Source organism: Ruegeria sp. H7, assembly GCF_056532945.1.
Genome location: NZ_JBQFNZ010000002.1, coordinates 43521 through 66865, shown reverse-complemented (window position 1 = coordinate 66865; position 23345 = coordinate 43521). Strand labels below are relative to the sequence as shown.

The window sequence follows — 23345 nt, the reverse complement described above, 5'->3', positions numbered from 1 at the left end:
ATGCACGTCGTCTTCCGCGAAAGCCACGGGTTAGAGGAAACCGAGACCCCGACCGATCTGGGCCAGAGCCCGGCGGATCTGGTGGTGCTGTCGTTCTCGGACAGTGACCTCGGCGCCTTTGCGGCGGGCTGGCATCGCGGTGGCGGCCCCGAGGGGCGGATGCCGACGATGCGGCTGGCGAACCTAACGGCGCTCAAGCACCCTCTGTCGGTCGATACCTATGTGGAACAGACGCTGGAGGGCGCAAAGGGTATACTGATCCGCCTGATCGGCGGTGTGCCCTACTGGTCCTACGGGTTGCAACAGGTTCTGGCACTGGCGCAGGCCAAGGGCATCGCGCTGGCGGTCCTGCCTGCGGACGGGCGCGAGGATACGCGGCTGGATGACTATTCCACCCTGCCCATCTCGACCCTGCGGCGATTGGCGCATCTGTGCGACACCGGCGGAGAGGTCGCGGCGCAGGCCGCCCTGGCGCAAATGGCGCTGGCGGCGGGGCTTTATGCCGGGCCGGTGATGGGGGCCAAGACGTTGCCCGAATGCGGCGCGTGGTGCCCGGATCGCGGCGTGATCCCGGTGGATGCCGCCTTCACGGGCGATGCAAAACGCATCCTTGTGACCTTCTACCGGGCCTATCTGACCTCAGCCGACACCGCTCCTGTCGCGGCTCTGATCCGCAGCCTCCGCGCGCGGGGTTTTGAGGCGGTGGGCCTGTTCGCTCCGTCTCTGAAAGCGCCCGCAGCAGCCGATTGGCTGCGTGAGCAGGTCGTGGCGCTGGCCCCGTCGGCCATCATCAACGCCACCTCATTCTCGGGCAAAGGCGCGTCGGGCACCTCGCCTCTGGACGCCGCCAACGTGCCGGTATTTCAGGTCGCGCTGGCCACCTCGCGCCGCAAGGCATGGGCCGAGGCGGAACGCGGGCTATCCCCCGCCGACCTCGCCATGCATGTGGTACTGCCCGAAGTGGACGGGCGGATTTCAGCGGGCATCGCCTCGTTCAAGGAACCGGGCAAGCGCGACCCGCATCTGGAATATTCCCGTTTCGCCCACCGGGCCGAGCCCGAGCGGATCGAAGCGATCATCGACCGCGTGTCAGGCTGGCTTAACCTGCACGACAAACCCAAAGCCGATCAGACGCCTGCGCTGGTGCTGTCCACCTATCCCGGCAAGGACTGGCAGATGGCCCATGCGGTAGGCCTCGACGCGCTGACCTCGGCCGAGGCGATGCTGTCCGATCTGCAAGGCGCAGGCTATGACACCACCCCTGCCGAGCCGATTGCCGATGCGCTGCCGGATGCCCGGATTTCATGGCCGCTGCAGGACTACCTGACCGCATTGGCCGAATTGCCCGAAACCCTGCGCAGTGATCTGCAATCCGTCTGGGGCAAGCCCGAAGATGACCCGGCCTGTACCGATGGAGCCTTCCATTTCACCGCCGTACGACGCGGCAAGGCTTTAGTGGCGCTGCAACCTGAACGCGGCACGCCCGAGTTGCGCGATGACGATTACCACGACCTCTCGCGCACCCCGCGCCACGGCTATGTGGCGTTTTACCTGTGGCTGCGCCAAGGGCTGGGTGCGGATGCGCTGATCCATATCGGCGCGCATGGCACGCTGGAATGGCTGCCCGGCAAATCCGTCGCCCTGTCCGCCGATTGCTGGCCCGAGGCGCTGATCCGCGATCTGCCGGTCATCTACCCGTTCATTGTCAACGACCCCGGCGAGGCCGCGCAGGCCAAACGCCGGATCGGGGCCGTCACGCTGGGCCATATCCCGCCCGCGCTCAAGGAAAGCGGTACGCCGGATCGGATGGTGCGGCTGGAATCGCTGCTGGACGAGTTCTCGAACGCTGACGGGTTGGACCCCAAGCGCCGCGACCGCCTGCAAGAGGATATCCGGGATGAGGCGCAGGCCATCGGGCTGGAAAGCGACCTGGGCCTCGATCAGGCCACCTGTACCGCCGAGGCGATCACCCGCATCGACCGCTTTGTCTGTGACATCAAGGAAAGCCAGTTCGGCGACGGGCTGCATGTCTTTGGCCGGGTGCCCGACGTGACCGGCAATTTCGACCCCGCGCCCTCGGCCCATGCCGAACGCACCGCTTTGCTGAACGCATTGGCGGGCAAACGGATCGAGGCTGGCCCTTCGGGTTCCCCCTATCGGGGTCGGTCGGATGTGCTGCCCACCGGGCGCAACCTCTACACCACCGATCCACGGTCCGTGCCCACGCGTGCCGCCTATACCCAAGGGGTCAAACTGGCCGAGGAACTGGTGCGGAGGCATTTGCAAGAAGAGGGCGATTACCCCAAGGGGCTGATCGTCGATCTCTGGGGCTCGGCCACCATGCGCACCGCCGGGGAAGAATTCGCCATGGCGCTGCACCTGCTGGGTGTGAAACCGGTCTGGGACAAGGGGTCCGAGCGCGTGTCGGGCATCGAAGTTCTGCCGATCACCGACCTCAGCCGCCCGCGTCTGGATGTGACCTTGCGCGTCTCGGGCCTGTTCCGCGACGTGTTCCCGACGCTTTCGGTGCTTTATGGTCAAGCGGTGCGGGCACTGGCCGACCGGGATGAGGCACCGGACTGGAACCCCTATGCCGGGCAGGCCCCGGCTGCGCGCGTGTTCGGCCCCGCGCCGGGCAGCTATGGCGTGAACATGACCCTCCTGTCCGAGACCTACACCGACGAGGCCCGCGCGCAAGCGGGTGAGGCATGGTTGCAAGCCAGCTCCTTCGCACTGGAAGGTGAGCATATCGCGCAGGACATCAACGGGATCACGCAGCGCGTCGCCAATGCCGACAGCTTTGTCCACCTGCAGGACCTGACCGAGACCGACCTGTTGCTGGCCAACGATTACGCCACCCATGAGGCCGGGTTTGCAGCGGCCAAAAAGGTGACGGGCGGCGAGGCGCAGCTGTACCATCTGGACAATACCAACCCGGACAATCCCCGCGCGCGAACCCTGCCCGAGGAAATCAGTCGTGTCGTCCATGCCCGCGCCGCCAATCCCAGTTGGATCGCGGGGATGCAGCGGCACGGGTTCCGGGGCGCTGCCGAGATCGCGGCGACATTGGATCACATGGCCTCCTTCGCGCATCTGTCGGGCACGGTCGCGCCGCATCTGTTCGATCTGTATCACGACGCGACGCTGGGCGATCCGCAGGTCGATGCCTTTCTGGCCGAGGCCAACCCGCAGGCGCATCAGGCCATGCAGGACCGGTTCCGCGCCCTTTTGGAGGCCGGGCTATGGAACACCCGCCGAAACTCGATCCGCGCTGATCTGGAGGGGCTGGGATGAGCGCCCCCGTCGTCCAGGGCTGGTGCCCCGGCGCACACCGTCCGATGATGTCGGGCGACGGGCTGGTTGTGCGGGTGCGGCCTCGGCTGGCGCGTCTGACGGTCGATCAGGCGCTGGGTCTGTGCGACCTTGCAGATCGGTTTGGAAATGGCTCGATCGACCTGACCAACCGCGCCAATCTGCAACTGCGGGGGGTCGAGGACTATGACCACCAGCCACTGCTCAAGGAACTGGCGGCGCTGGACCTGCTGGACGCGGAACCGGGCATCGAGGTGCGGCGCAACATTCTGGTCACGCCGCTGTATCAGGCGGGTGATCTGACCGCGCGCCTGTCTCAGGAACTGATTGACCGGCTGGCAGAACTGCCTGCCTTGCCCGCAAAGTTCGGCTTTGCCATCGACACCGGGCCCGCGCGACTGGTCAGCGCGGATTCAGCGGATATTCGTCTGGAAACCGGCACTGACGGTCTGATCCTGCGCGCCGATGGCTGCGAGACCGGGCGACCTGTGGCCGAGGCCGACGCCATTGACCATGCCATCGCTTTGGCACGGTGGTTTTCAGAAACATATACGCCCGAGACGCGCCGCATGGCACGGGTCATCGACGCGCTGCCGCAGGAATGGCAGGGACACGCGCCCGGCCCGGTCGGCGAAAAACTGCACCCCGGCCTTTATGAACTGGGTGCGCTGTATGGCGCAGCTTTTGGGTCGCTGCCGGCCCGCAAGCTTTACGATCTGATTGACGATAGCGGCGCAACAGCCCTGCGTGTTACCCCGTGGCGGCTGATCCTGCTGGAAGGCGGGGCGGCGATACCTGCCCCGGACTTCGTCACCGATGGCACCGACCCGCTGATGAGCACCGACGCCTGCTCCGGCGCGCCATTCTGCCCGCAGGCGCAAGTGGAAACCCGCGACATCGCCCGCGCCCTGGCCGCGCGCGTTCCCGGCAGCCTGCATGTCTCGGGCTGCGCCAAGGGATGTGCCCGCATGGGCCCCGCCGACGTCACTTTGGTCGGCAACAACGGACGATTTGATCTTGTCAAACGGGGCCGCGCAGGGGATGAGCCCTGTCAGCGCGGGCTCAGCCCCGAAACACTTTTGACCATGGACCTGACCTGATGCCCTATGAATACGAAACCGACGGCGCAGCGATCTACAAAGAGAGCTTTGCCACCATCCGGTCCGAGGCCGATCTGGCCCGGTTCGACGCCGACGAGGAGCAGGTCGCCGTCCGCATGATCCACGCCGCAGGCATGGTCGGACTGGAAGAGTTCGTGCATTTCTCACCCGGTTTCGTGACCGCCGCCCGCACCGCGCTGGAAAATGGCGCGCCGATCCTGTGCGACGCGCGGATGGTCAGCGAAGGTGTGACCCGCTTTCGCCTGCCCGCCGACAATGAGGTGATCTGCACCCTGCATGACGACCGCGTGCGCCCGTTGGCGGCTGAGATGAGCAACACACGCTCCGCCGCCGCGCTGGAACTGTGGCGGCCGCATCTGGAGGGTTCTCTGGTCGCCATCGGCAACGCGCCCACGGCGCTGTTCCACCTGCTGAACATGCTGGAAGACCCCGACTGCCCGCGCCCCGCCGCCATCATCGGCTGCCCGGTGGGTTTTGTCGGCGCAATGGAATCCAAGGACGCGCTGTGGGAGGCGCAGCCGGTGCCGTCCTGCATAGTAAAGGGCCGTCTGGGCGGCAGCGCGATCACTGTGGCCGCTATCAACGCCATCGCGAGCCGCGCCGAATGAGCGCGGGTAAAATCTATGGCGTGGGCCTCGGCCCTGGCGACCCGGATCTGATGAGCGTCCGGGCCGACCGGCTGCTGCGCAATGCCCGCCACGTGGCGTTTTTCCGCAAGCCGGGCCGCAGCGGTCAGGCGCGCAAGATCGTCAACGGCATGATCCCCGGAGACGCGGTGGAATTCCCGATGGAATACCCCGTCACCACGGAAATTCCCGTGACAGACCCGCGCTACAACGAATTGCTCGCCGCTTTCTACGAAGACTGCGCACGACATCTGAAAACGCTGGCCGACAAAGGCGAGGACGTTGTTGTTCTGTGTGAGGGTGATCCGTTCTTCTACGGGTCATTCATGCATCTTTACAGCCGCTTACGCGATGAAGCTGATGTAGATGTGGTGCCTGCAATTACTGGCATGTCCGGCGCGTGGACGGCAACGGGCGACCCGATCACATGGGGCGATGATGTGCTGACCGTGCTGGTCGGAACCCTGCCCGAGGATGATCTGGCGCGACGTATGGCGCAAACCGATGCGTTGGTTGTGATGAAGATCGGGCGCAATATCGACAAGGTCAAACGGGCGCTGAAAACTGCCGGTCTTTTTGACCGGGCCTGGATCGTCGAGTTTGCGCAGATGCCCAATCAACGCGTGCGGAAACTGTCCGAGGACGGGGACGGCATTACCCCTTATTTCTCGATTATCATCGTGCATGGCCAAGGACGCAGACCATGAGCGGGTGGGTCAAGATCGCCGGCCTGGGCCCCGGTGATGAACAACTGGTGACGCCCGAAGTATCCGCAGCGCTGGCCGAGGCTACTGATGTTGTCGGCTACATTCCGTATGTTGCCCGTGTGGCTGACCGTGAGGGATTAACCCTGCATGCCAGCGACAACCGGGTCGAAATCGACCGGTCCCAACATGCGTTGCAAATGGCGGCTGAGGGGAAGCGCGTGGTCGTGGTGTCGTCGGGTGATCCGGGCGTGTTTGCCATGGCGGCGGCAGTGTTCGAGGCGATGGAAAACGGGCCGCGTGAATGGCGTGATATTCCGGTGGACGTACTGCCGGGCATCACCGCGATGCTGGCCGCCTCGGCCCGTGTCGGTGCGCCTTTGGGCCATGACTTTTGCGCCATTAACCTGAGCGACAACCTCAAGCCATGGTCCCTGATCGAAAAGCGCCTGCGCCTTGCGGCACAGGGCGATTTCGCCATGGCGTTCTATAATCCGCGCTCAAAGTCCCGCCCGGAAGGTTTTGTAAAAACGCTGGAAATCCTGCGGGAAGAATGTGAGCCAGAACGCTTGATCCTGTTCGCACGGGCCGTGACTCGGGTGGATGAAGCGATCCGAATCTCAACGCTGGCCGAGGCGACACCGGATATGGCCGACATGCAGACGGTTGTGATTGTCGGATCCTCTCTGACGCGCGTGATCGAACGCGACGGCGCGCCGATTGTCTACACGCCAAGGTTCACTCTGGCCGAGGGTCAGGGATGAGCCAGCCAGTCCAGAACTTGCGCGACCGAGGACAGTTCCTGCCGGGGCGGCAGGCTGGGCCGGTCGATCATCAGGACTGGCACGCCCAGCGCCCGCGCGGCGTCCAGCTTGGCGCGCGCGCCGGTGCCGCCGGCGTTTTTCGAAATCACCAGTTCGGTGGCGTGGCGTTTCATCAGCGCAAGATCGCCCTCAACCGTGAACGGCCCGCGCGAGACGACAATATCGGCGTTTGGCAGCGGCACATTGTCAGGTTCGTCAACCAGCCGCAGCAAATAGTCATGCTGGGGTTGCGCGGCAAAATCCTGCAGGTGCATCCGGCCCACAGCCAGAAAGACGCGCCGAGCGGGGCCTGCCAGTGCTGCAACGGCCGCCGGAATGTCCGGAACATGCTGCCAGCGGTCGTCGTGCTGCGGAATCCAGGCCGGTCGGGTCAACGCAACCAGCGGAACACCTGCGGCTTCGCAGGCGGCGATGGCATTCCGGCTCATCTGCGCGGCAAAGGGATGCGTTGCGTCCACGACATGCGTGATCGCGTTGTCGCGGATATAGCTGTGCAGTCCGTCGGCCCCTCCGAACCCGCCGACGCGCACCGGCAAAGGTTGCGGGCGAGGATTGTCCACACGTCCGGCGTAAGAGTAGATTGCGCGCACCCCCCTTTCGGCAAGGCTGCGGGCCAGTGCATTGGCTTCGGTCGTGCCGCCAAGAAGCAGGAGGTTGGGCATGATTAAGGCTCCGTGGCTGACCATTCTGGGGCTGGGCGAAGATGGACTGGATGGCCTGCCGCCCGCAAGTCGTCAAGTGCTGGATCGGGTCGAGGTCGTCATGGGCCCGCCCCGTCATCTGTCGCTGATCCCCGAAACACAGGCTGAACGGATCGAATGGCCCGTGCCGTTTGCCGATGGCATCCCGATACTGACGGGTCTGCGCGGGCGGCCAACGGTTGTGCTGGCCTCGGGCGATCCGTTCTGGTTCGGTGCGGGATCGGTCATTGCCAGAACCTTTGACGCGGGTGAATGGACTGCCCTGCCCGGTCAATCCACCTTTTCGCTGGCCGCTGCCCGGTTGGGTTGGCCGCTGGAAAGTACGCTGACCTTTGGGCTGCACGCCGCGCCGCTGACCCGGCTGAGACCGCATCTGGCGGCGGGGTTGCGTGCCATTTTGCTGCTGCGCGATGGCAAGGCGGTGGCTGAATTGGCCACCTATCTGACCGAGACCGGTTTCGCCGACAGCGCGCTGCATGTGATGCAAGCCCTGGGCGGGCCACGCGAAAACACGCAGACCGTGACACTGACCGAAGCCTTGCTGGGCACGTTCGATCACCCGGTCTGTGTTGGGCTTGAGGTCACCGGCCCCGGACTGGCTTTCCCCAAAGCAAGCGGAAAACCGGACGACATCTTTGAAACGGATGGTCAGATCACCAAGCGGCCCATCCGGGCGCTGACCCTGTCCGCGATGGCACCGCAACGGGGCGAGCATCTGTGGGACATCGGTGGCGGTACCGGTTCGATCAGCATCGAGTGGCTGATGTGCGACCCGACCCTGACCGCAACCTCGATCGAGCCGCTGGCCGAGCGTGCAGACCGAATTAGGCGCAACGCGGACACGTTGGGGCAGGATCGGCTGGAGGTCGTTCATGGCACCGCGCCCGATGCTCTGCCGGGCTTGGCCATGCCTGATGTGGTTTTTATTGGCGGCGGGCTGTCCGAGGCTTTGCTGGTCTGGCTGCGCGACAACCTGAAACCGGGCACGCGGCTGGTCGCCAATGCCGTGACGCTGGAAAGCGAGGCTTTGCTCGCCCAATGGCACGAGGCCCTTGGCGGCGACTTGCTGCGGATTGAATTGGCGCAGGCGGGCGCTCTGGGCCCCCGCCGCGGATGGAAATCCGCCTATCCGGTGGTGCAGTGGAGCGTGACCCTATGATCGTCGCCGGTCTTGGTTTTTCCAGCTCCGCCACGGTGGACAGCCTGAAGGCGGCCTATGATCAGGCGTCCTCGGGCCATGCCGTGGATGCGCTGGCGACGGTCGCGGACAAGGACGGCCACGCCGCGTTGGACGCCTTTGCGGCAATCGTCGACCTGCCCTTGCACCTTGTTGCACCCGCTGACCTGGCCGGACAGCGCACCCTGACATGCTCAGCCCGCAGCGGCGCCAGCTATGGCACCGGCAGCGTGGCCGAAGCATCCGCTTTGGCTGCCGCCGGGTTCGGCGCGCGGCTGCTTACACCCAGACACATCTCAGACGACCGGCTGGCCACGTGTGCCATTGCCATCGGAGGACAGACATGACCGTTCATTTCATTGGTGCCGGGCCGGGTGCCGCCGACCTGCTGACCCTGCGCGGGCGCGATATCATCGCCTCTTGCCCGGTGTGCCTTTATGCGGGCTCGCTGGTGCCGGAGGAGATCCTGAGCCATTGCCCCGAAGGCGCGAAGATCGTGAACACCGCGCCGATGGATCTGGACCAGATCATGGCCGAGATTGAAGCGGCCCATAAAGCGGGGCAAGACGTGGCCCGGCTGCATTCAGGCGATCTGTCGGTCTGGTCGGCAATGGGGGAACAGATCCGTCGTTTGAAAGAGATGGGCATTCCGGTCAGCGTCACGCCCGGTGTGCCGTCTTTTGCCGCGGCGGCGGCGGCTCTGGGCACTGAACTGACCTTGCCCGGACTCGCGCAATCGGTGGTGCTGACCCGCACGCCGGGACGTGCATCTTCCATGCCCGAAGGTGAGACGTTGGAGAACTTCGCCCGCACCGGGGCCACGCTGGCCATTCACCTTTCGATTGGCAATCTGGACAAGGTTATCGCTGACCTGACCCCGGCCTACGGCGCGGATTGCCCGGTGGCCGTTGTCTATCGCGCCAGTTGGCCGGATGAGCGGATCATCCGCGCGACCTTGGAAACGTTGAAAGATGCACTGGATGAGGGCATCTCGCGCACTGCACTGATCATGGTCGGACCAGCGTTGGCGGGCGAAGGGTTCGACGAAAGCTGCCTGTATTCCAAGTCCTATGACCGCCGGTATCGCCCGCAAAGCGCGGACAGCCCGTGGTCAAGCTGGAGCCACGGTGATGACTAATCCTCCGGGCATTCTGATCTCGGCCCCGTCTTCGGGAACCGGGAAGACCACCGTAATGCTGGGTCTGCTGCGTGCACTGACCGAGGACGGCCTGACCGTGCAACCGTTCAAAAGTGGCCCCGACTATATCGACCCGGCCTTTCACCGGGCGGCGGCAGGACGGGCCTCGTTCAACCTCGACAGTTGGGCGATGGGCGATCCGCTGTTGAACGCGATCTCTGCGCAGGCGGACGGGGCGGATATTGTGGTCGCCGAAGGCTCGATGGGGTTGTTTGATGGCGTCGCGAAGCCCGGAGAACTGGGGCATGGCTCCAGCGCCGAGACAGCGCAGCGGATGGGCTGGCCGGTGGTGCTGGTGCTGGATGTGGGCGGACAGGCGCAATCGGCGGCGGCGACGGCGCTGGGGTTCAAGATGTACAACCCCGATCTGCCCTTTGCCGGCGTGATCCTGAACCGCTGTGCCAGCCCGCGCCACGAGCGTCTGACCCGCCTGGGCATGGAGCGCGCAGGCCTGCCGGTTCTGGGCGTGCTACCAAGACGCGGTGATCTGACCCTGCCCGAGCGGCATCTGGGCCTGATCCAGGCCGTTGAGCACCCCGATCTGGAAAGCGCCATCGCCGGATATGCGGCCTTCCTGCGTGAGCATGTAGATCTGGAAGCGATCAAGCGGGCGGCCTCCTCAGGCCCGGCTGGGCCATCGTCAGCCGCGCTGCCGCGCCCCCCGGCCCAGCGAATTGCATTGGCGCGGGATGCGGCATTTTCCTTTACCTACCCACATTTGCTGGAAGGCTGGCGCAGGGCTGGGGCCGAGGTGTTGCCCTTCTCGCCTTTGGCGGATGAAGCTCCGGCGACGGATGCCGATCTGGTCTGGTTGCCGGGTGGATACCCTGAGTTACATGCGGGCACTCTGGCCGCTGCTGATACCTTCCTGACCGGAGTGCGTCGCCACGCCGAAACCAAACCGGTTCACGGCGAATGCGGCGGGTACATGGCGTTGGGCGAAGGGTTGATCGACAAGGACGGCACGCGGCATAAGATGGCTGGACTGCTTGGGCTGGTCACATCCTACGAAAAGCGCAAATTCAATCTGGGCTATCGCCGGGCTGAACTGCTCGCCCCGATGCCGGGACTTGCGGCAGGGACAGCCCTGCGGGGGCATGAGTTCCACTATTCCTCGATTATCGAACAGCCCGATGCCCCCTTGGCGCGGGTGTTTGATGCCGAGGGAACCGAAGGTCCCCAAACTGGATCAGTGCGCGGCAACGTCACCGGCACGTTCTTTCACCTGATTGCCGAGGCCTCGGCATGAGCGGTTTTGTCTCTTTCGTAGGCTCAGGCCCCGGCGACCCGGAGCTGTTGACGCTCAAGGCCGTGGACCGGATGCAAAAGGCCGACGCGGTGCTGTTCGATGACCTGAGCAGTGGGCCGATTCTGACGCATGCGCGCGAGGATGCGGATCTGGTCGGCGTCGGTAAACGCGCCGGACGCCCCTCGCCCAAGCAGGATCACGTGAGCCGCCTGTTGGTCGAATATGCGCAGACCGGTCAGCGCGTGGTGCGGTTGAAATCCGGCGATGGCGGGCTGTTCGGGCGGCTGGAGGAGGAACTGGTGGCATTGCGCGAGGCCGGGATCGAGTACGAGGTCATTCCGGGCATCCCCTCGGCTGTCGCAGCAGCCGCCGCTGCTGGTATCCCGCTGACACGTCGCCTGACGGCACGTCGGGTGCAATTTGTCACCGGCCATGATGTCAGCGGGCAGTTACCGGACGATCTGAACCTGTCCGCTTTGGCCGACGGAATGGCCACAACGGTGGTCTTCATGGGCAAGCGCACCTTTCCCCTGCTGGTCGAGGCGCTGCATGCGCATGGCCTGCCATTGGACACGCCCGCGCTTATGGCGGAATCCGTGTCGACCCCCGAACAGGTGCTGCATCGATCCACCATCGGTGCGCTTGCGGACTCGCTGAAATCCGAAATCGGCACGGCCCCTGCCCTGATCCTTTATGGTCCATTGGCGGAGTTGGATGATGTATGATCTGACCCTGATCGGGATCGGCACCGGCAACCCCGATCATGTGACCCGGCAAGGCATTGAGGCAATCCGCGAGGCCGATCTGATCCTGATCCCGCGCAAGGGTGAGAACAAGGCCGATCTGGCCGGGCTGCGCGAAGAGATCATCGCCACGGTCACGGACACCTCGCCGCAGATCGCCTATTTCGACATTCCCAAACGGCGGTCCGACGACGGTTATCTGCAAGGCGTGGATGAGTGGCACGACGCAATTGCGCTGCGCTGGCAAAAGGCGATCTCGGCCCATCCGACGGCCAGCAAGGTTGCCCTGCTGATCTGGGGCGACCCGTCGCTTTATGACAGTTCTTTGCGCATTGCGGCCCGGCTGAATCCGCAGCCGAACAAGCGGGTGATCCCGGGCATCACCGCGTTGCAAGCGCTGACGGCGGCCCACGCAATCCCGATCAACGAGATCGGTGCGCCTTATGTCGTCACCACGGGGCGACGTTTGCGGGACGAAGGTTGGCCCCCGGGCGCATCGAATGTCGCCGTCATGCTGGATGGAGAATGTTCGTTCCAGTCACTGGAGATGGCAGATTATGACATCTGGTGGAGCGCCTATGTCGGAATGAAGGAAGAGATTCTGATCCATGGGCCTCTGGCCGACGTGGCCGAAGAGATTCTGGCCAATCGCGCCAGACATCGGGCCGCACATGGATGGATCATGGATATCTATCTGTTGAAGCGACGCGCTGACTAACAGGTAACGGTACAAGAATGTGAGTGCGCCGACACGCGAATTCTGGCATCAAGCAGGCAGCCAAGTTGACGGAGGGCCTGCGATGAAACCTGTCGTTGCGTTTGCGTGTTTGCTGGCTCTGCCCGCCTTTGCGGATGAGCCTTTGCCCGGATGGGCCGTGTTTGACAGCAAAAAATCCTATGAGGCGCTGGTCGCTGACACGAAAGCGGCAGTGAAAGCCAATGGGCTGATCGTGGTCACGCAGGCCGGTCCGACCAAGGCCGCTGCGGCGCGTGGGATTACCATCCCCGGCAACCGCGTGATCGGCGTGTTCAACAACGATTTTGCCGTGCGCGTTCTGGAAACCTCGACCGCTGCGATGATCGAAGCGCCGATCCGGTTTTACGTCACCGAAAATGACGATGGCACGGCGACCTTGTCTTACAAAACACCCAGCTTTGTCTTCCAGCCTTACGCTGACGAAGGCGGCGCGGCGCTGTCTGCGATTGCCGAAGAATTGGACGCAAAGTTTCAATCCATCGCGGATTCCGCAGTCAAATAGTCACACTGGCGTGATCCGGCTTGCCTCTGTTAGGGATGTCAGACATTTGCTTCCCATTGGCTAATTCGGAGCATGACTGATGCAGGACCTGTCCCCCCGCGCTGCGGACCTTCTGGCCCAACGGCTGTACGAGGCGGGTTGCCGCCACGCATTCGGGATGCCGGGCGGCGAGGTTCTGACGCTGGTTGATGCGCTGGAAAAGGCGGGCATCACCTTCCATCTGACCAAGCACGAAAACGCCGCGGGCTTCATGGCCGAGGCCGTGCATCACCGCGACGGCGCGCCCGCCATTCTGGTTGCGACCATCGGGCCGGGTGCGATGAACGGGATCAACGTGGTGGCCAATGCGTTTCAGGACCGGGTGCCGATGATCGTGCTGACCGGCTGTGTGGATGCAGACGAGGCGCTGACCTATACCCATCAGGTCATGGACCATTCACAGGTCTACCGCTCGATCACCAAGGCCACCTATGTGATGACCGCCGAAGGCGCGGATATCATTGCGGATAAGGCAGTCTCTCTGGCCAATCAGCCCCGCCCCGGCCCGGTCCATATCGACGTGCCAATCTCGGTTGCGGATGCGCGTATGTCTTCGCCCAAACGCCGCCGCCTGGCCAAGGTGGCGGCTGTAGCCCCGGAAGGCGACTGCCTGTCCAAGGCCCGCCGCTGGGTGGCCGAGGCCGAACGTCCCGTCGCGATCATCGGGCTGGATGTGCTGTATGACGACTCGCGCAGTGTGGTTCAGGCGTTTCTGGAACATTTCAGCATTCCTTTTGTCACCACCTACAAGGCAAAGGGCGTGATCCCCGAGGATCACCCTTTGTGTCTGGGCGGCGCGGGGCTGTCGCCTCTGGCCGACAAACATCTGGTGCCGCTGATCGAACAGTCCGATCTGGTTCTGTGCCTTGGCTATGACCCCATCGAAATGCGCCCCGGCTGGCGCGAGATCTGGGATCCGGACGAAAAGCGCGTTATCGACATCTCGGCCGTGGTGAACGATCACTATATGCATCAGGCCGGGCTGAATCTGGTGGCCGATACCGGCCAGACGCTGGAGGCGATTGCCAAGGGCAACCCGGCCCACGCCACGTGGCCCAGTGGAGAACCCGCTCAGGTCAAGGCCGCGCTGGCGCACGCTTTCCCTCAGGACGACGAATGGGGCCCTGCGGGTGTGATCGCCGAAACCCGCGCCGTGCTGCCCGGCAACACGCTGGCCTCGGCCGATAGCGGCGCACACCGTATCCTGCTGAGTCAGATGTGGGAGTGCCAAGAGCCGCGCGGACTGATCCAGTCTTCTGCTTTGTGCACAATGGGTTGCGCCCTTCCGATGGCGATGGGCCTGAGTTTGGCCGAACCTGACCGCCCGGTGATCAGCTTTTCGGGCGATGCAGGGTTCTTGATGATCGCCGGAGAGCTGTCGACCGCTGCCGAAATGGGCGGAAATCCGATCTTTCTCGTGTTCGTCGACGCCTCGCTGGCGCTGATCGAATTGAAGCAACGCCAGCGCCAGATGGGCAACCGGGGCGTTGATTTCGACCGCCACGACTTTGCCGCGATGGGCCGCGCCTTTGGCGGCTATGGACATACCGTGCGCAACCGCGCAGAACTGCGCGCAGCATTGAACGAGGCGATGAAGGCCGACCGCTTTACCGTGATCGCCGCCGAGATTGATCGTGGAGGGTATGATGGCCGCATCTGAAGGACCGCTGAAGGGCGTAAAGGTTCTTGACCTGTCGCGCATTCTGGCCGGACCGACCTGCACGCAATTGCTGGGCGATCTGGGTGCAACCGTCATCAAGATCGAAAACCCCGCAACCGGCGGCGACGATACGCGGCAATGGGGCCCTCCTTACGTCGAGGATGCAGACGGCAACCGCTCGGACCTGAGCGCCTATTTCATGTCGGCCAACCGCAACAAGAAATCCGTCGCCATCGACATCGCAACGCCCGAGGGACAGGCTGAAATCAAACGCCTTGCCTCACATGCCGATATTCTGATCGAGAATTTCAAACCCGGCGGGCTGGCGAAATACGGGCTGGATTACAACAGCTTGTCTCAGGATCTTCCGGGGCTCGTCTATTGCTCGATCTCCGGATACGGGCAGACCGGCCCCAATTCCAGCAAGCCCGGTTATGACCTGATGGCGCAAGGCTATGGCGGGATCATGTCGCTGACCGGCGATACCGACGGCGCGCCGATGAAAGTGGGCGTGGGCATCGCCGATGTGATGTGCGGCATGTACGCGACGGTCGGCATTCTGGCGGCGCTGCGTCACCGCGACCTGACCGGCGAAGGTCAGCAGATCGATCTAGCGCTGGTGGATTCGCAGGTGGCCTGGTTGATCAATGAAGGCGTGAACTATCTGACCTCGGGCGATGTGCCCCAGCGGCGCGGTAACGGGCATCCCAATATCGTGCCCTACGAGGTTTATGAAACCTCCGATGGCCACGTGATTCTGGCAGTTGGCAATGACAGCCAGTTCCGCCGGTTCTGCGATTTCATCGGGCATCCCGAACTGGCCGACGATCCGCGTTTTGCAACCAACCCCGCGCGGCTTGAACATCGCGATGACCTGAACGCGGTGCTGCGTCCGGCAATGAAATCCAAGGCAACGGCCACGGTGATTTCCGAGCTTGAAACCCGCAAGGTGCCGGTTGGCCCGGTGCGGACACTGGATCAGGTTTTTGCCTCGGATCAGGTGGCAGCCCGTGGCATGCAGATCGCCATGCAGGCCGATCCGGCCGAGGTGAAACTGATCGGGAATCCCCTGAACCTGTCACGCACGCCTGTAACATATCGGCATGCCCCGCCGGTGTTCGGTGCGGATACTGATGCAGTTTTAGGCGCTGAAAACCCCTTCGAAGACTGAAACACTTGCCCATTTCGGCGGCAAGTTGCTGAAACATGCCCTTGAATCGGCGGTTTTTTTCAATTTTTGCACACACGGGTTTTCACCAATTCGAGAGCAGGGTCGATACTGTTACGACGCGCCCGCACACTCTGATAAATCGAACAGTGTCAAATATCGCAATCAGATTGGACCCAAGTATGAAACAAGACGTTTTTGGACAAATGAACACCCTCAGCCACCCGGCAGCCGTCGAAGCGTGGGATGGTGTTCTGCTTGGGTTCATGGCGCACGCGGCAATCACCCCTCAGCATCTGGGCAAGGTGCTCGAGCTTGAGCCGGACTTCGCATTGGGTCATGCGATCAAGGGTCTGTTCATGGTTCTGCTGGGTCGGCGCGAGATGTTGCCCGTCGCGACCGAGGCTTTGGCCGCAGCCAACACCGCAATGACACGCCAGACCGTGTCGGCGCGTGAGAAGCTGTATGTCGATGCCTTGTCGCTCTATCTAGCCGACCTGCCCTCGCAAGCTGTGCAGAAATTCGAAGAGGTCCTGCGCGCCCATCCGACCGACACGCTGGCGATGAAACTCAGCCACGCGACACGGTTTGTGCTGGGAGACGCGGCGGGAATGCGTCGGTCGATTGAACGGGTTCTGCCCGCCTACGAGCCGGATCATGCCGGACGCGGCTATCTGCTGGGCTGCCATTCCTTCGCGCTGGAAGAAACTGGCGCCTATGAAAAGGCCGAGATTGCCGGTCGACAGGCCCTGTGGATGGTGTCGGACGATGCCTGGGGTCTGCATGCTGTCGCTCACGTCCACGAGATGACAGGCAACGCGCAACTGGGTCTGGACTGGCTTGCCGGGCGCGAGGACGCCTGGGCGCATTGCAACAACTTTCGCTATCACGTCTGGTGGCACAAGGCGCTGATGCATCTGGATCTGGGTCAGGTCGATCAGGTGATGGCGCTGTATGATCAGCATATCCGCAAGGACAAGACGGATGATTATCGCGACATCTCGAACGCGACCTCGCTGCTGTCGCGGTTGGAGCTTGAGGGCATCGATGTTGGCAACCGCTGGGAAGAACTCGCCGATCTCAGCGCCGCGCGGACCGAGGACGGCTGCCTGATCTTTGCCGACCTGCATTACCTGCTGGCCCTGACCGGCGACAACCGCGCGGACGCGACGGGCAAAATGTTGCAGCGCATTCAGAAGGATGCGCAGCGCAATCAGGGGGACACCCCGATCCGCATGTCCGATCCGGGCATTGCTGCGGCCAAGGGCCTGGAGGCCTTCGGCGACGGGCTTTATGGCGCGGCCTTCGATTTCCTGTCGACCGCGCGCGCTGGCATGCAAATGGCAGGTGGCAGCCACGCACAACGTGATGTATTCGAGCGCATCACAATCGATTCCGGCCTGCGCGCCGGGCGTCTGGACGCGGTGGAGCGCATCCTGGACGACCGGCGCGCCAAACGTGCCGGGGGCGAGGACAATTACGCACTTGCGCGCCGCGCCCTGATCGACGCGGCCCGCGACAGCGGAGACGCTCAAAGCGTCCCGGCCGAATAACAAAAAGACCAAGAAGGACAGAAAACGTATGGCGACTGCATCGCCCGCTTCTGATTTTGCGCCTGTGGCGGCCCCGGTGGCCGCTCCGGCAACCGTGCGCGACCCGCGACTGGATTTCTATCGCGGCATCGCGATGTTCATCATTCTGGTTGCCCATATCCCCGGCAACCCCTGGACAAGCTGGATTCCGGCGCGCTTCGGGTTTTCCGACGCTACCGAGATCTTTGTGTTCTGTTCCGGCATGGCCTCGGCCATCGCCTTTGGCGGCGCGTTCCTGCGCAAGGGCTGGTGGATGGGCACCGCCCGCGTGGCGTTCCGCATCTGGCAGGTCTATTGGGCGCATATCTGTCTGTTCTTCTTTGTCGCCATGACAATGGCCGCGCTTGATAATTCCGGCCTGTTTACAAAGAATTACGTCTCGTCCCTGAACCTGCAGCATTTCTTCAACGATCCGCTGCCGCAGATGGTCGGGATTTTCACCCTGACCTATGTGCCGAACTACTTCGACATACTGCCGATGTATCTGGTTGTGCTGGCGATGATGCCGCTGTTCATGGCGTTGTCGCGCATCGGGTTCTGGGCCGTCGCGCTGGCTTCGGTGTCGATCTGGCTGGTGGCTCAGACCGGCGCGCTTGCCCTTCCGGCCGAGCCTTGGTCTGACCGGCAATGGTTCTTCAACCCGTTCGGCTGGCAGCTGCTGTTCTTCACCGGCTTTGCTTTCATGCGCGGCTGGATCCCTGCCCCGCGGGTGTCAAAAACACTGATCTGGGCGGCGATTGCGTTTCTGGTTCTGTCCGCGCCTATTGGGTCGTGGAAAGTGTTCCTGTGGGTGCAATCCGCAGCCCCCGGCCTGGCCGAAGAAATCCGCGAGATCTGGCCCCTGACCAAGGAACTGCGCGGCAAGACCGAGTTCGGCCTGTTCCGCTATATCCACTTCCTGTCGCTGGCCTATCTGGGCTGGGTCGTCGCGGGTGAACATGGCCACCGCCTGATCGCCTCGGGCCACAGTGTCGGCGCACGGGTTTGGCAAGTGGTGCTTAAGCTGGTGACCAAAGTCGGCCAGCAATCCCTTGCCGTATTCGTCTTCTCGATGGCGGCAGCCCGTCTGATCGGCGTTGCGCTGGATCAGGCCGGGCGGGATGCCGCCACCGTTTTCGCCGCCAACATGATTGGCTTTGCCATGATCATCGCAGTGGCCTATCTGGCCGGCTGGTTCAAATCTCATCCGTGGAAATCTAAGAAATGACTTTGACGCGCCGCGCATTTCTGGCCTCAACCTCCGCGCTGTTTCTGGCGCCCGCCACCTTTGCCTCGGGCGGAGACGTGCCATTTGACCGCGATCATGTGATCGAGTTGGCCCGTGAACTGGCCAGCCGCCCCTTTGCCGAGCGTGAGATGGTGCCGCAGGAATGGCAGGACCTGACGTACCAGCAATACCGCTCGATCCGGTTCCGTCTGGATCGCGCCCTTTGGTACGAGACCGAGACCCCCTTCAACGTCGATTTCTTCACGCCGGGCCTGTACTTCCCGCGCACGGTCAAAGTGTCGACGGTGGAGAATGGCATGACCAAACCGGTGGCCTTCGATCTTGCGATGTTCGACAAGTCGGATGAGGTTCCGACCCTGCCTATCGACGACACGCTGGGCTTCTCGGGCCTGCGCCTGCGCACCGAAATGCACCGCCCCGGCAAAACAGATGAGTTCTGCGTCTGGCAGGGGGCCAGCTATTTCCGCGCCATCGGCCTGCACGAGGTTTACGGTCTGTCCGCCCGCGGTCTGGCGCTGAAAACCGGCGATCCGGATGGTGAGGAATTCCCGGAATTTATCCGCTTCTGGCTGGAACGCCCGGAACCGGGCCAGCGCAACATGGTGGTCCACGCGTTGATGGACAGCCCCAGCGTGACCGGGGCCTATCGTTTCAACGTTACCGCCGGTGCCGACTGCATCATGGATGTCGAAGCCACCCTGTTCCCGCGCACCGAGCTGGATCACGTCGGCATCGCGCCTGGAACCTCGATGTTCCTGTTTGATCAGACCAACCACAGCCGGTTCGACGATTTCCGCCCCGCCGTGCACGACAGCGACGGGCTGCTGATCCGCAATGGCGCGGGTGAGGTTATCTGGCGGCCTCTGGCCAACCCGACGCGCCTGCAAATCTCATCTTTCGTGGACACCAACCCCAAAGGGTTTGGTCTTATGCAGCGCAAGCGCGAATTCTCGGACTATGCGGATCTTGAGGCGAATTATCACAAGCGCCCCAGCCTGTGGGTCGAACCGGGGGATGACTGGGGCAAGGGCACCGTCACACTGGTCGAGATTCCGGCCGATCAGGAAATCTATGACAACATCGTTGCCTATTGGCGTCCGGCGGAACCCTATGCTGCAGGCAGTCAGGTGGACCTCAGCTATCGCCTGATCTGGGGTGAAGAGCCGCAGCGCACCTCGATGCCGCGTGTCATCAACACGGCGATGGGTGAGAATACCTTTGGCGAAGGCCGTCTGGCCGTGATCGATTTCGAACCCAGCGAGTTGTTCGACGATCTGGACGCCATTCGCATTTTTGCCAATTCGCCCCATGCCGAAACCTCGGACGGCGTGTTGCAACGCAACCCGGACACAGGCGGTGTGCGTCTGGCCTTCTCGTTCCAGCCCGGCGACCGCGATTATGTTGAACTGCGCGCGCAGCTGCTGGTGGGCAAGCAACCGGCCTCCGAAGTCTGGCTGTACCGTTGGACCACATGAGCCGCGATCTGCATATCATGCCGCCCGAGGCGCCCTTGGCCATGCCCGCGCAGGATTTCCGCGCGGGGTTCCGCGATGCCGGGGTGCCGTCGGGCAAACGCCGATCCGCCGGGTTCTGGCGCGCGCTGGCCTTTTCGCCCGCCATGGCGGCAACGCTGGGCCTGCTCTGGGTCATGAGCGACTGGTTCGGGGCCGAGGGGATCAATCTGGTCGAAGGCATTCTGCTGGCACTGATCTCGTTCAACTTCTTCTGGATTTCCTTCACCGTCTGCACGGTGCTTCTGGGCATGATTTCCCTGTCCCGGCAGGACCGTCCGGTCAGACGGGAACGCGCGCAACCGCTGCGCGTGGCCCTGTTGATGCCGACCTATAATGAGGTCCCGTGGTTCGTGCTGGGCAATGCCCGCACCATGCTGGAAGAACTGCGCGCGCGGGGCGGTCAGCATGAATACGCGATGTTCATCCTGTCGGACACGCGCGACCCGGATATCGCCGCGCAAGAGCAAGCCAGTATCGAAGCGCTGCGCACGACCTTGGCCCCGGACCTGAAGCTCTATTACCGCCGCCGTCCTCAGAACACGGACCGCAAGGTTGGCAATATCGCCGATTGGGTCAGCCGCTGGGGCGCGGATTGGGACGCGATGCTGGTTCTGGACGCCGACAGCCTGATGACCGGCCGCGCCATCGCCCGCCTGACGGATTCGCTGGCGCGCGACCCGGGCGCAGGCCTGATCCAAAGCTACCCGCAACTGATCGGCGCGCAGTCGGTCTTTGCCCGGATGCAGCAGTTTGCCAATGGCGTTTATGGCATCGCCTTTGCCGAAGGTCTGGCCCGCTGGTGCGGGCAAGAGGGCAATTATTGGGGCCACAACGCCATCATCCGCACCAGGGCCTTCGCCACATGTGCCGGTCTGCCCAAGCTGCGGTCCTTGACCGGGCAGGAAAAGCTGATCATGAGCCACGATTTCGTCGAGGCCGGTCTGCTGCGCCGCGCCGGTTGGGCTGTGCGGTTCCTGCCGCGCATCCGGGGGTCTTACGAAGAAACCCCACCCACACTCATCGACCACGCCATGCGGGATCGCCGCTGGTGTCAGGGCAACCTGCAGCATCTGAAACTTCTGGGCTCGCGCGGGTTCCGCTCGGTCTCGCGGTTTCACATGTTCCATGGGGCGGTTGGATATCTGATGTCGCCTTTGTGGTTTGCGCTGCTGCTGATGTGGGCGCTGATCGGTCAGGGCGAAGAGGCCTCGGTTCTGCATTACTTCAGCCCCGATAATCCGCTGTTCCCGCAATGGCCCGAAATGACCGAGACGCGCCACGTGCTGATCATTCTGGTCATGTACGCCATGCTGCTGGCCCCCAAGGTTCTGGGTGTGGCCGCCCTGCCCCTCAGCGGTGTGCGCTATTCCGATTTCGGCGGCTGGCGGCGGTTCTTCACCTCGTTCCTGTTCGAGGTCATCTTGTCGATCCTCTACGCACCGATCCTGATGGTGCAGCAGATGATCGCCGTGTTCCGCACCGCCTTGGGCATTCAAAGGGGCTGGTCGCCACAGGCACGCGATGGCGGCAGCTATTCCTTGCGCACCCTGATCCTGTGCCACACGCTGGAAACCATCAGCGGCATCGCGCTGAGCGTTGGTATTCTGGCCGGTCTGGTCTCGGTCTGGCTGGCCCCGATTGCGATCAGCCTAGCACTGGCGATCCCGCTTTCCGCTCTCAGCGGCGTGTCCGCCGGTACCGCCCGCCGCATGGTTGGCATGCGCGAGGATTTTGCCGAACCGGCCATCACCCGCTCGGCCCGTCGTCACCGCGATGAGTTGAAGCGCCTGATCGAAGGCAAGGGCACTATGACCCCGGCGGAGTAATCAGCCGCCGGGCAACCCCTCGTACCAGTCCAGCATCATGTCAGCCCAGCCACTTGGCACGTTGTGACCGCCGGGAAACAGCGCAAATTCCAGCGCACTGCCTTCGGCGCATCCCATCCAGTTGCGCCGCATGAACTGCCCGGTGGTCGAAAATCCACTGGGCTTCGTATCCTCGCATTCATTGGCGATGCGCCAGATTTCAAGCCCCGCAAAGATATCGCCCTGATGAAAGCGCCCGCCGCCCAGCAGACGCCCTTCTAACGGGACCACATTGTCGGTCCAGCCATGGGTGTGGAACATCCGAACCGGCCCTTCGCAGGCTTCGGGATGCGGACGCCAGAACCCGCCAGAGACGGGCACATAGGCCGAGAACGTATGGGGTGCCGCGCAAGCCAGGTAATTCACCATGAAGCCACCAGCCGAGAACCCGCCAAGTATCGCGCGTTCACTGTCGATGCCAAAGCGCGCGGCCGCATCTTCGACCGTTTCGCTAAGAAACACGGTTTCATCGCGATCCCCGAAACCCGGATAGAAGTTCCAGCTTTTGGTGCCGCCCCTGTCCGGTCGTTCAAGCGCTTCGGGGGCCATGACGGCATAGCCACGCTCTAGCAATGGGTCCACCATAGCGCGGTTTCTCATGGTTCCGGCACCGCTGCCCCCATAGCCATGCAGGAAAACCACCAATGGCGGATTTTCGGCGTTTGGCAATTCGATATGATACTCGCCCGACGGCGTCTGGCAGGTCCCTTGATCCGGACCACAATCGGCAAGGGCCGAGCTTCCTGCAAAAGCCAAACAAAAAGACAGCCAGTATTTCGTTTCCATTACGTCCCCTCGGTATAAGCTTCGACCGGCAACCCGGCGCGCACCCAGCCCGGCCCGGCGGCAGACCCCAGCATGCCTTCGGGCACATCGATGATATTGGTGAAACCCGCCTCGGTCAGTTGGTTGCTCAGCCGGGCTGAGCGGACCCCGCGGGCGCAGATCAGGGCAACGGGGGCGGATTGATCTCCGCCCGTCAACGTCGTCAAAGCCTGAACAAAATCGTCCCGCCGCATATCCAGAGGCTGCGCCCCCTGCCCGATGCCGGTTGCGCGCCATTCGCGCGGCGTGCGGATATCCACCAGCAGAACATCGCCCGAAACCGCCTGTTGATGCGCCTGAGATACGTCCAGCTGACCACCAGAATAATCCTGCGGGATCAGACGATATTCCCGTATCGCAAACCCGGCTGCGATGGCGGCCCCGCCACCCAGCAAAACCCACCTTCGGGTCCGGTTTGTCCTGTCCGCCATGCGGCGCCCTCCTGCGCTGACGGGTGTTTTCTAACACAGCAGCGGGGCCGGTGCTGCGCGGAAAACCGGCCACCCGTTCAAGTTCGCGTCATTATTACGCAGGTTAATC

General features: G+C 63.2%; 21 protein-coding genes. 18 read left to right on the top strand and 3 right to left on the bottom strand.

The features are described from left to right. From cobN to cobJ, 5 genes are read left to right on the top strand one after another with little or no spacing between them, the layout of a single operon-like run. The gene (gene cobN, locus ACR0AC_RS05300) at positions 1-3294 is read left to right on the top strand and encodes a cobaltochelatase subunit CobN (protein WP_480872274.1); all 3294 of its coding nucleotides are present in this window, start codon (positions 1-3) and stop codon (positions 3292-3294) included. Beyond that, a complete protein-coding gene (gene cobG, locus ACR0AC_RS05295) occupies positions 3291-4412 on the top strand; it encodes a precorrin-3B synthase (protein WP_480872272.1) in 1122 nt (373 codons plus the stop codon). Before cobN ends, cobG begins: the two co-directional genes overlap by 4 nt. Continuing rightward, a complete protein-coding gene (locus tag ACR0AC_RS05290) occupies positions 4412-5041 on the top strand; it encodes a precorrin-8X methylmutase (RefSeq protein WP_170449426.1) in 630 nt (209 codons plus the stop codon). Before cobG ends, ACR0AC_RS05290 begins: the two co-directional genes overlap by 1 nt. Next, on the top strand, positions 5038-5766 hold the full coding sequence (locus tag ACR0AC_RS05285; RefSeq protein ID WP_170449424.1) for a precorrin-2 C(20)-methyltransferase: 729 nt from the start codon (positions 5038-5040) through the stop codon (positions 5764-5766). Before ACR0AC_RS05290 ends, ACR0AC_RS05285 begins: the two co-directional genes overlap by 4 nt. After that, positions 5763-6527 carry a precorrin-3B C(17)-methyltransferase gene (cobJ, locus tag ACR0AC_RS05280; RefSeq protein ID WP_170449422.1) on the top strand — a complete coding sequence of 255 codons (765 nt, stop codon included), beginning with the start codon at positions 5763-5765 and terminating at the stop codon, positions 6525-6527. The genes ACR0AC_RS05285 and cobJ overlap by 4 nt, the downstream gene beginning before the upstream one ends. On the opposite strand, the gene ACR0AC_RS05275 is transcribed toward cobJ, so the two are convergent. Further along, positions 6518-7249: a cobalt-precorrin-6A reductase gene (locus tag ACR0AC_RS05275; RefSeq protein WP_170449420.1), complete on the bottom strand. Its 732-nt coding sequence runs from the start codon at positions 7247-7249 to the stop codon at positions 6518-6520. The two genes, cobJ and ACR0AC_RS05275, sit on opposite strands and share 10 nt — an antisense overlap. Between ACR0AC_RS05275 and cbiE the strand changes: the two genes are divergently transcribed. The 13 genes from cbiE (at position 7248) to mdoH (ending at position 21941) form a co-directional block, all read left to right on the top strand. Further along, positions 7248-8447, top strand: a complete 1200-nt coding sequence (cbiE, locus tag ACR0AC_RS05270) for a precorrin-6y C5,15-methyltransferase (decarboxylating) subunit CbiE (protein WP_480781112.1) — start codon at positions 7248-7250, stop codon at positions 8445-8447. The genes ACR0AC_RS05275 and cbiE overlap by 2 nt on opposite strands. Beyond that, positions 8444-8812: a cobalamin biosynthesis protein gene (locus ACR0AC_RS05265; protein WP_170452982.1), complete on the top strand. Its 369-nt coding sequence runs from the start codon at positions 8444-8446 to the stop codon at positions 8810-8812. The genes cbiE and ACR0AC_RS05265 overlap by 4 nt, the downstream gene beginning before the upstream one ends. After that, positions 8809-9603 (top strand): precorrin-4 C(11)-methyltransferase, encoded by a 795-nt coding sequence (gene cobM, locus ACR0AC_RS05260; protein WP_480708380.1) that lies wholly within the window; start codon positions 8809-8811, stop codon positions 9601-9603. The genes ACR0AC_RS05265 and cobM overlap by 4 nt, the downstream gene beginning before the upstream one ends. Next, a complete protein-coding gene (locus ACR0AC_RS05255) occupies positions 9596-10912 on the top strand; it encodes a cobyrinic acid a,c-diamide synthase CobB (protein ID WP_170622063.1) in 1317 nt (438 codons plus the stop codon). Before cobM ends, ACR0AC_RS05255 begins: the two co-directional genes overlap by 8 nt. After that, complete coding sequence (gene cobA, locus ACR0AC_RS05250) at positions 10909-11637, top strand: uroporphyrinogen-III C-methyltransferase (RefSeq protein ID WP_170622064.1); 729 nt, start codon at positions 10909-10911, stop codon at positions 11635-11637. The genes ACR0AC_RS05255 and cobA overlap by 4 nt, the downstream gene beginning before the upstream one ends. After that, positions 11630-12373: a precorrin-6A synthase (deacetylating) gene (gene cobF / locus ACR0AC_RS05245; RefSeq protein WP_480872268.1), complete on the top strand. Its 744-nt coding sequence runs from the start codon at positions 11630-11632 to the stop codon at positions 12371-12373. The genes cobA and cobF overlap by 8 nt, the downstream gene beginning before the upstream one ends. Before the next feature lie 82 nt (positions 12374-12455). Further along, positions 12456-12914, top strand: coding sequence for a DUF302 domain-containing protein (locus tag ACR0AC_RS05240; RefSeq protein WP_170449407.1), 459 nt, complete (start codon positions 12456-12458; stop codon positions 12912-12914). A 79-nt stretch (positions 12915-12993) separates the two neighbouring features. Further along, entirely contained in the window at positions 12994-14613 is a 1620-nt protein-coding gene (locus ACR0AC_RS05235; RefSeq protein WP_480872266.1) for a thiamine pyrophosphate-binding protein, read from the top strand. Beyond that, positions 14600-15784, top strand: a complete 1185-nt coding sequence (locus tag ACR0AC_RS05230) for a CaiB/BaiF CoA transferase family protein (RefSeq protein WP_480872264.1) — start codon at positions 14600-14602, stop codon at positions 15782-15784. The genes ACR0AC_RS05235 and ACR0AC_RS05230 overlap by 14 nt, the downstream gene beginning before the upstream one ends. 179 nt (positions 15785-15963) lie before the next feature. Beyond that, positions 15964-17334 (top strand): tetratricopeptide repeat protein, encoded by a 1371-nt coding sequence (locus tag ACR0AC_RS05225; protein ID WP_480872263.1) that lies wholly within the window; start codon positions 15964-15966, stop codon positions 17332-17334. Positions 17335-17362: 28 nt separating this feature from the next. Beyond that, complete coding sequence (locus ACR0AC_RS05220) at positions 17363-18580, top strand: OpgC domain-containing protein (RefSeq protein WP_170449397.1); 1218 nt, start codon at positions 17363-17365, stop codon at positions 18578-18580. Further along, positions 18577-20076, top strand: coding sequence for a glucan biosynthesis protein G (locus ACR0AC_RS05215; protein ID WP_170622067.1), 1500 nt, complete (start codon positions 18577-18579; stop codon positions 20074-20076). Before ACR0AC_RS05220 ends, ACR0AC_RS05215 begins: the two co-directional genes overlap by 4 nt. Continuing rightward, positions 20073-21941, top strand: a complete 1869-nt coding sequence (gene mdoH, locus ACR0AC_RS05210) for a glucans biosynthesis glucosyltransferase MdoH (RefSeq protein ID WP_480872261.1) — start codon at positions 20073-20075, stop codon at positions 21939-21941. The genes ACR0AC_RS05215 and mdoH overlap by 4 nt, the downstream gene beginning before the upstream one ends. Here mdoH and ACR0AC_RS05205 read toward each other — a convergent pair whose 3' ends face one another. Both ACR0AC_RS05205 and ACR0AC_RS05200 read right to left on the bottom strand, forming a co-directional pair. Beyond that, positions 21942-22766 (bottom strand): CE1 family esterase, encoded by an 825-nt coding sequence (locus ACR0AC_RS05205; protein ID WP_480872259.1) that lies wholly within the window; start codon positions 22764-22766, stop codon positions 21942-21944. Beyond that, the gene (locus ACR0AC_RS05200) at positions 22766-23236 is read right to left on the bottom strand and encodes a rhodanese-like domain-containing protein (RefSeq protein ID WP_170524806.1); all 471 of its coding nucleotides are present in this window, start codon (positions 23234-23236) and stop codon (positions 22766-22768) included. The genes ACR0AC_RS05205 and ACR0AC_RS05200 overlap by 1 nt, the downstream gene beginning before the upstream one ends. Positions 23237-23345: the final 109 nt, after the last annotated feature.